The organism is Pradoshia sp. (assembly GCF_051873915.1).
Lineage (GTDB): Bacteria > Bacillota > Bacilli > Bacillales > Pradoshiaceae > Pradoshia.
On sequence record NZ_JBJEFJ010000173.1, the window covers coordinates 22,385 to 30,760 of the forward strand.

An 8,376-nucleotide genomic window follows, 5' to 3' on the forward strand; every position below is an offset into this window, starting at 1 on the left:
TATGCAATGGATTTCAGCCCTGTCGCTATGGATGATTCCTGTCATGATTCTATTGATTTTAGCCTATGGCACCTATAAGAAGGTTCCAACCTATGAAAGCTTTGTAGAAGGAGGGAAGGAGGGGGTTAAAATCACCTTCTCAATCATCCCTTTTTTAATTGGAATGATGGTGGCTATTTCAATCTTTCGCGCTTCCGGTGCGATGGATGCGGTCATCTCCTGGATAAAGCCTGCCTTGCATGTATTGGGGGTGCCTTCAGAGGTTGTTCCGCTTGCCTTAATCAGGCCTATCTCCGGCAATGCCGCTTTAGGAATGGCGAGTGATCTGATTGCTAGCTATGGTCCTGACTCGTTCATCGGCAGAGTAGCTTCAACGATTCAAGGAAGTACGGATACGACCTTGTATGTCTTGACGGTTTATTTCGGCGCAGTCGGGATCAAAAGAATGGGGGATGCACTTAAGGTTGGCTTATGGGCGGACCTGGTAGGAATCGGAGCAGCCATTATACTGGCAACAATCATGTTTCAATAAATGTTCAAAAATTGGACAAATTATCTCCTTGTATGTTAAAAATAGGAATAAATGATAGAAATCGGCGATTTAAGCCGATTTTTTTGTGTTTCCGAGCTAGGAATGAAATAATATCGATGAATGAACATATCGTTTTCGCGAAAAACAAAGTATAATGAACAATTAGGTAGAAACCCTATGATTTGTGTAAACTATCTAGAAAAAGTAAAATTAGACAGGTGATTATGAATGGAAAGAATACAAAAAGTGATAGCCCAAGCCGGGATTGCGTCACGACGCAAGGCTGAACAACTGATTCAGGAAGGGAAAGTAACCGTGAATGGAAAGGTTGTCAGGGAGCTTGGTGTTAAGGTAGGACCGAATGACCATATTGAGGTCAGCGGTGTGCCAGTTGAGAAGGAAGAGCCGGTTTACTACCTTCTTTATAAACCGCGCGGAGTCATTTCGGCTGTATCAGATGATAAGGGACGCAAAACGGTCGTAGACTTATTCCCGTTTGTTGAAAAGCGCATCTATCCGGTTGGAAGGCTGGATTATGATACATCTGGCTTGCTTTTATTAACGAATGACGGTGATTTCGCCAATGCGCTTATGCATCCGAAATATCAGATTGAAAAAACCTATGTGGCAAAAGTAAAGGGGATTCCAAGCCGTGAAGCGATGCGCCAATTAGAGCGCGGCGTTATGCTTGAGGATGGAAAAACAGCTCCTGCAAAGGCGAAAATGATTTCCATGGACCGCAGGAAGCAGACATCCATCATTGAGCTGACCATCCATGAAGGCCGTAATAGACAGGTCAGAAGGATGTTTGAGGCAATTGGTATGCCTGTCATGAAACTAAAACGCGAGGCATACGGCTTCTTGACCTTGCATGGGGTTAATACAGGCGATTACCGCGAGTTAACACCGCATGAGGTGAAACAGCTCCGTAATATGGCACTAAATAAAAATAGATAATTTGTCTAGCAAACCAGGGCACTGCTTTTATGCAATCGGGGACAAAGGCGGTGCTTAATGGGTACATACAGGAACAAATGGGGGAAAGGCACGTATGAACAAACAAAAGCGTTTTTGGATGAGAACGATCATTTTGGCTGTTTTGGCTAGTGCTGTCGTGTATGTCGTCTATTCCAGCTTAACGATGGACAAGGAAAAGTCACTTGATAAAGGTGATGAAGCGCCGAATTTTGCTTTGACTGACCTAGAGGGAACGAAGCATGTGCTGGAGGAGTACAAGGGGCAGGGTGTATTCCTTAATTTCTGGGGAACATGGTGCAAGCCTTGTGAATATGAAATGCCCTATATCCAAAGCCAATATGAGCAATTCAAGGATAAAGGCGTCCATGTAGTGGCCGTCAATGTGAATGAGGCGGATTTTGTCGTTGAGAAATTCAGAGACAGACATAAATTGACATTTCCAATTGTTATTGATAAGAATAATCTTGTTCAGCAAAATTATTTGATTAATACCCTGCCAGCCACTTATTTAATCGATAAGGATGGAAAAGTCGTAGATTACACGACTGGCAGTTTAACAGAGGAAAAGATCCAGCAGATGATGGAACAAATTCAGCCATAACAAGGGGTAATGTTTCATGAAAGAAATTAAGTGTGAATGCGGTCACATCAATCCATATGGAACGGTGCTGTGTGAAGCATGCGGCAAGGTGCTAGAGAAGGAGACAGAGGAAGAAAAGCAGAAATTACTGGATATGAAATACGAGGGCAGCGCAAGGCGTTCCCAAACGTATAATAAAACCGTGATTGATAAGGTATGGACCTTCTTCTCTTCTGTCAAAGTAGGGGTCACCTTAATCATCCTTCCGCTCATTGCCGCCTCCATTGGAACTATCTTCCCACAGGAGGCCCTCATTCCAGCCGGTGAGCCGGCAAATACTTTTTATGAGAATGAGTACGGAACCATCGGGAAGATTTATTATGAATTAGGATTACATAACTTATACAGCTCATGGTGGTTCTTGCTGCTTGTGTCCTTGCTCGGGGTATCGCTCGTTATCGCGAGCTTGGATCGATTTGTGCCTTTATACCGCGCTTTGAAGAATCAGCGTGTCACCAGGCATCCACAGTTCATGAGAAGACAGCGGATTTTCGGCCAATCGACGAAAATGGTTGACGGAACCTATGAGCTTATTAAAGAAAGACTTGCTGCAAAGCGGTACAAAATTAGAGAAGAAAACGGGAATATTCTAGCTGAGAAGAATCGGTTCTCGCGCTGGGGTCCCTATGTCAACCATATTGGCTTGATCATCTTCTTGATTGGCGGGATGCTCCGCTTTGTACCAGGCATGTATGTAAATGAGTACATGCGTATTCCTGAAGGGGAGACCGTCGCCGTCCCTGGAACCAATGGGGAGTATTATGTAAAGAATAATCAGTTTATCATTGAAACGTATGATAAGGAAGCAGACGCCAAGTTTGAGTCGGCGCTTGAGCGGACAGGCTCAGTTGTCAGCAATTATCAGACGAATGCGACTCTTTACAAACATATCGGCGAAACGATTCCTGGTGAAGAACCAGAGCTTGAGAAGGTGAAGGATTTTCCCATCATTGTTAATGATCCGTTGAAATTTGAATCATTTGCCCTCTATCAAACCTCTTATGAAGAATCATTTTCATCTATGAATTTTTCTTTCATCAATAAATCATCAGAGAAAAGCTTTGGGGAATTTACGGTTGATTTAAAGAATCCGAAAGATTCCTATGATCTTGGAAATGGCTATAAAGTCCAGCTTGCCAGCTATTTCCCGGATTTTGAATTCGACGAGAATAATCAGCCGACCACAAAGTCTAGGTATCCGAATAATCCAGCCTTTATCTTTAACCTGTATACGCCGGGCAATTCGGAGCCTGAGGTTGCCTTCATTGGTATTCAGCAGAACCTTGAGCCGATGGGTGAGAATGAATACGCCATTAAATTCAGCGGCATTGATTATCAATACTCAACCTACCTGACTGTCAGGAAGGATCTTACATTATGGATTTTGGGGCTTGGCGGCTTAATTTTCATGATTGGGGTTGTACAGGGGGCCTATTGGCAGCACCGAAGAATCTGGCTTCAGCAAAAGGATGGAGAAATCTTGGTTGCAGCCCATACGAACAAGAACTGGTATGGAATTAAGCGTGAGATAAATGAGATATTGGAGGGAACTCCAATACCGCTTCCGGTTGACCAAACCGAGGAGGAATCCAGTCAAACTAAAGGGGGAGAAGTGAGTGGCTGAACTAAGCAGTAATTTATTGTTTGCAGCTTTTATACTTTATTTAGTATCAACGTTCATTTTTGCCGGCTCCATAAAAGGGAAGGCAGATACACGAAACTACAAAGGATGGGCAAAAGCCGGAATAACGGTGACCATTATTGGGTTTGCGGCTCAGGTAGGTTATTTCATCACACGCTGGATGGCCTCAGGACATGCACCTGTCAGTAATTTATTCGAATTTACGACATTTTTCGGAATGATGCTGGTCGGTGCCTTCATTATTATTTACTTTATTTATAAGGCTTCTATTCTAGGTGTCTTCACGATGCCGATTGCTCTTTTAATCATTGCTTATGCAAGCATGTTCCCGCGCGATATTTCGCCGCTGGTCCCTTCATTAAAGAGCCATTGGCTGCAAATTCATGTGACGACAGCTGCAGCTGGAGAAGCGATTCTTGCTATCAGCTTTGCAGCAGGGTTGATTTATTTATTGAAGTTTATTGACCAGACGAAGGCTTCAAAGAGAACGTTCTGGCTTGAAGCTATTCTCTTTTTCTTGATCTCAACTGTTGGATTTGTCGCTGTAACCACAGGTTTCTCATTAGCAGATTACAAGGCAGACTATACTTGGGTGAATAAAGATGGTGCAGAGGAAACGGCCTCCTATACAATGCCGGCTTTATTCGGTCCGCATGAAGCGAAGCTGACAGCAGGAGAAGGAATGGAACCGCTCATCGATATGCCGGCATTCATCAATGCAAAGAAATTCAATACAGTCATTTGGTCTGTTTTAGCCGGCTTTGTATTTTATGGTCTTCTTCGTTTAGTATTGAGGAAGCGAATTGGAGCCGCTTTGCAGCCATTGGTGAAATCAGTCAATCTGAATTTACTGGATGAAATCGGCTATCGTTCCATTGTCATTGGCTTCCCCGTCTTCACGCTCGGAGCCTTGATCTTTGCCATGATTTGGGCACAGATTGCCTGGTCAAGATTCTGGGGATGGGACCCGAAAGAAGTATGGGCGCTTATTACATGGTTATTTTATGCGGCGTTCCTTCATTTGCGTATATCAAGAGGATGGCATGGTGAGAAATCAGCCTGGCTGGCCGTTGCAGGCTTTGCTATCATCATGTTTAATCTCATTGTCGTTAACCTAGTTATCGCAGGTCTTCATTCCTATGCTTAAATAGATAAATGGTGAAAAGGTCAAATCTGTAACAGATTTGACCTTTTTGTGTGGAAAAGATAGATTTGGGAGCCATTATTTTTAAAAAGTTCACAAAAATTGTTATGATAATAGTAATGAAGGATTAGGCATCTTATTAAGGTGTGTTCTAGTTCCTATTTCTTAGAATTTTTAGTTTTATATTCCTAAACTAATATTATCAAGGTATAATGAATTTTGAGGTTAATAAGTTGTTAAGTACTGGAATAGTTTCCATGAAGGGGGTTCGGGTGATGGAAGAAAGCACCATCCGATTGCTTGTAGTTGATGATGAAGACCGAATTAGAAGATTGTTGAAAATGTATTTAGAGCGAGAAGATTACGTGATTGATGAGGCTGCAAATGGTGATGATGCTTTAGAACTAGCCTTGTCAAATGATTACGATGCAATATTGCTCGATTTAATGATGCCTGGCAAGGATGGGATTGAAGTCTGCAAGGAATTGCGCGAAAAGAAAGCCACGCCTGTGATCATGCTGACAGCAAAAGGCGAGGAAGTGAATCGTGTACAAGGCTTTGAGGCTGGCACAGATGATTACATCGTTAAGCCTTTCAGTCCTAGAGAAGTTGTGCTAAGAGTGAAGGCTCTTTTAAGAAGGGCGTCTAAGACATCTTATTTACAGGCTGAAGGCTCCACAAAGGATGTTATTGTCTTTGATCATTTAACAATCGATAATGATGCACACCGTGTGCTCGCTGACGGAAAAGAGGTTGCCCTCACACCGAAGGAATACGAGCTTCTCCACTTCCTGGCGAAAACACCAGATAAAGTATTTGAACGTGAGCAACTCCTTAAAGAAGTCTGGCATTATGAATTCTTCGGAGATTTGCGAACCGTTGATACGCATATTAAGAGATTGAGAGAAAAATTAAATAAAGTGTCTGAGGATGCCGCGAAAATGATTGTAACCGTTTGGGGAGTCGGGTACAAATTTGAGGTGCAGATAGACTGATGCTTTGGAAAAGTGTGGTTGGCAAGCTATGGTTAACCATTATCCTGCTCTTTTCCTTCGTCTTGTTCATTCTGACAGTTCTGCTCTTGGAGTTCTTTCACAATCAAAGCATGCAAGAGGCAGAGCAGTCACTCTTTTTGACAGCTAATCAAGTGGAGACGGTTATTACAGAGCATGAGAATTACGCAGACGTACTCGATATTATTTGGGAAACAACCGATGAGGGCGTCGGCGTTGTCATTCTCTTAAAGGATGGAACCGTCTATACGAGCTTACAGGATGCCGATGAGGATGAGATAGCGCAGCTTTTTCAAAAGGATGAAGAACTAAAGTACGCTTTGTTCGATCAGAAAGAAGTGAAGGAAACGACCTACTTGCCATCCGTATTGAAAGGGGACAATGTAACGCAAGCAACCATTGTCGGTATTCCGCTGGATACAAATAATATTGAAGGAGCCATCTATGCCTTTCAATCCGTTGATTCAAGTGAAAGTACGAGTGCTTCCACGACGAAATTCATTCTGATAGCCGTCTTGGCGGGAATCATTCTGACAACAGTCTTCGCCTTCTTCCTGCTGACTCGAGTGACAGCTCCACTCAGAAGGCTGAAGGAGGGTGCGTTGGAGCTCTCAAAAGGGAGATTTGACATGAAGGTCCCGATTATATCAAATGATGAAATTGGTGACTTATCGAGAACCTTTAACCGAATGGCCAAGCAGCTGAAGCATAATGTGAGTGCCTTGCAGGAGGAGAAGGAGAATCTATCCAATATCTTGAGCAGTATGGCTGATGGGGTCATCACGTTTAACCGTGACGGGGAGATACTTGTCACCAATCCGCCTGCTGAGGATTTTCTAAGCTATATCCAAATGGATGAAACGGACTTGGCAGAGCTGCAAACTGGCAATCAAGTGCCGGAGAAACTGCTGAGTTTATTCCAAGAGGTCAAGGAAACAGAAACAACCAAGATTGCGGAAGTAAGCGTGCAAGGTCATGATTGGGTCATTCTGATGAATCCTCTTTATGATGCTCAAGCGGTACGGGGTGCGGTTGCTGTCCTTCGCGATATGACGGAGGAGCGGAGGCTTGATAAGATGCGGAAGGATTTTATCGCCAATGTTTCACATGAGCTGCGGACACCTATTGCTATGATGCAAGGGTATAGTGAAGCTATCATCGATGATATTGCCGAAACGCCAGAGGAGAAGAAGGAGATGGCACAAGTCATTTATGATGAATCCTTGCGTATGGGCCGATTGGTGAATGAACTGCTGGACCTCGCCCGTATGGAGGCAGGTCATCTTTCCTTAAATAAATCTGAGGTGGAAATTGGCAGCTTTATCGAGCGAATAGTGAAGAAATTCAAAGGACTGGCAAAGGAAAAACAAATCAAGATTGTGGCCGAAATCACCCAGCCAGATGCTATTCTATTATTTGATCCTGACCGTATGGAGCAAGTATTTACAAACCTTGTCGATAATGCTCTGCGCCATACACCGCAAAACGGAGAGGTGCGTATCATTCAGCGTACAGGTCCTAACGGAATCATATTTGAGATCAAGGATACAGGAGTTGGAATATCTGCTGAAGAGCTGCCGTTTGTATTCGAACGCTTCTACAAGGTGGATAAGGCTAGAACGAGGGGCCGTGCTGGCACCGGTTTAGGGCTTGCCATCGTGAAAAACATTATTCATGGCCACGGCGGCAAAATCGAGGTATCGAGCAAATTAGGACACGGTACGACATTTACCTTCTTCCTCCCAACAAAAAAGTAGGATTTCGTGTTTTATGGGGGAAGCGGGGAGAATAATCTTGTTACATGGGTAACGCATTCAAATCAAAGAGGACCTCAGCAAGCACGCTGAGGTCCTCTTTTTATTGCACTTCTCATTTAATCGGCATAACAATTTTCGTTAATCGTACCTTCTCCGGAAAATCAGAATCATTGTAATAATATTCATAGGCTGTCCCGGTTGGTTCATAGCCATTTTGCTTCATAAATTCAGCCATTTCATTATAAGTTGGCTCTATGTCGCCATATGGACCGAGATACATGCAGAAAATTGACCTGCTTTCAGGAATACATCCTGACTTCAAATCGCCTTTATCGGGCAGTTTCTTCATCACAGGAAAGCCTATTTCCACATCCAAATGATGCATATCCATATTATGATACGCAACGAAAGGAACATCTGATAAACATTCCCCAAGCTCCGCTAAATAATCTGCCATCTTTTGATAGCTCTCGCCGATTAATTGCGGAAGCTTTTCAATCGAAGTCATCGTCCGAATGGCAAGTACGGGCTGCTCGTTTTGCTGAACTAATTCAATTCGAGATATTTTGGGCATCTTCTTCACTCCTCTTTTGTTTTTTTATATAGTTATATCTTCGGAATTCTTTACCCGTCTACTTGATTTTTAACCATTTTAATTATGTTAATATAA

At 43.2% G+C, this 8,376-nt stretch carries 8 protein-coding genes; 7 read left to right on the forward strand and 1 reads right to left on the reverse strand.

Going from position 1 to position 8,376, the window contains the following annotated elements; translation table 11 throughout:
- The first annotated feature begins 1 nt into the window (after position 1).
- The 7 genes from ACI35L_RS15080 to ACI35L_RS15110 all read left to right on the forward strand — a co-directional run bounded on the left by ACI35L_RS15080 (position 2) and on the right by ACI35L_RS15110 (position 7,706).
- Positions 2-532 carry a spore maturation protein gene (locus ACI35L_RS15080; protein ID WP_049670520.1) on the forward strand — a complete coding sequence of 177 codons (531 nt, stop codon included), beginning with the start codon at positions 2-4 and terminating at the stop codon, positions 530-532.
- Between the two features lie 228 nt (positions 533-760).
- Positions 761-1,489 carry a 23S rRNA pseudouridine(2605) synthase RluB gene (gene rluB / locus ACI35L_RS15085; protein ID WP_049670521.1) on the forward strand — a complete coding sequence of 243 codons (729 nt, stop codon included), beginning with the start codon at positions 761-763 and terminating at the stop codon, positions 1,487-1,489.
- 94 nt (positions 1,490-1,583) lie between these two features.
- A complete protein-coding gene (gene resA, locus ACI35L_RS15090; protein ID WP_439803216.1) occupies positions 1,584-2,111 on the forward strand; it encodes a thiol-disulfide oxidoreductase ResA in 528 nt (175 codons plus the stop codon).
- Between the two features lie 16 nt (positions 2,112-2,127).
- Positions 2,128-3,774, forward strand: a complete 1,647-nt coding sequence (gene resB / locus ACI35L_RS15095) for a cytochrome c biogenesis protein ResB (protein WP_439803217.1) — start codon at positions 2,128-2,130, stop codon at positions 3,772-3,774.
- Positions 3,767-4,939 (forward strand): c-type cytochrome biogenesis protein CcsB, encoded by a 1,173-nt coding sequence (ccsB, locus tag ACI35L_RS15100; protein ID WP_049670524.1) that lies wholly within the window; start codon positions 3,767-3,769, stop codon positions 4,937-4,939. The genes resB and ccsB overlap by 8 nt, the downstream gene beginning before the upstream one ends.
- 272 nt (positions 4,940-5,211) lie before the next feature.
- A complete protein-coding gene (locus ACI35L_RS15105; RefSeq protein ID WP_439803218.1) occupies positions 5,212-5,931 on the forward strand; it encodes a response regulator in 720 nt (239 codons plus the stop codon).
- Positions 5,931-7,706, forward strand: a complete 1,776-nt coding sequence (locus ACI35L_RS15110) for an ATP-binding protein (protein WP_269431777.1) — start codon at positions 5,931-5,933, stop codon at positions 7,704-7,706. The genes ACI35L_RS15105 and ACI35L_RS15110 overlap by 1 nt, the downstream gene beginning before the upstream one ends.
- 112 nt (positions 7,707-7,818) lie before the next feature.
- On the opposite strand, the gene ACI35L_RS15115 is transcribed toward ACI35L_RS15110, so the two are convergent.
- Positions 7,819-8,280 carry a GyrI-like domain-containing protein gene (locus ACI35L_RS15115; RefSeq protein WP_049670527.1) on the reverse strand — a complete coding sequence of 154 codons (462 nt, stop codon included), beginning with the start codon at positions 8,278-8,280 and terminating at the stop codon, positions 7,819-7,821.
- Between the last annotated feature and the right edge of the window lie 96 nt (positions 8,281-8,376).

Excerpts from the sequence above, each read along its gene's own strand:
- ACI35L_RS15080 (WP_049670520.1), top strand. The coding sequence starts at position 2 with ATGCAATGGATTTCAGCCCTGTCGCTATGGATGATTCCTGTCATGATT.
- rluB (WP_049670521.1), top strand. The coding sequence starts at position 761 with ATGGAAAGAATACAAAAAGTGATAGCCCAAGCCGGGATTGCGTCACGA.
- resA (WP_439803216.1), top strand. The coding sequence starts at position 1,584 with ATGAACAAACAAAAGCGTTTTTGGATGAGAACGATCATTTTGGCTGTT.
- resB (WP_439803217.1), top strand. The coding sequence starts at position 2,128 with ATGAAAGAAATTAAGTGTGAATGCGGTCACATCAATCCATATGGAACG.
- ACI35L_RS15105 (WP_439803218.1), top strand. The coding sequence starts at position 5,212 with ATGGAAGAAAGCACCATCCGATTGCTTGTAGTTGATGATGAAGACCGA.
- ACI35L_RS15110 (WP_269431777.1), top strand. The coding sequence starts at position 5,931 with ATGCTTTGGAAAAGTGTGGTTGGCAAGCTATGGTTAACCATTATCCTG.
- ACI35L_RS15115 (WP_049670527.1), bottom strand. The coding sequence starts at position 8,280 with ATGCCCAAAATATCTCGAATTGAATTAGTTCAGCAAAACGAGCAGCCC.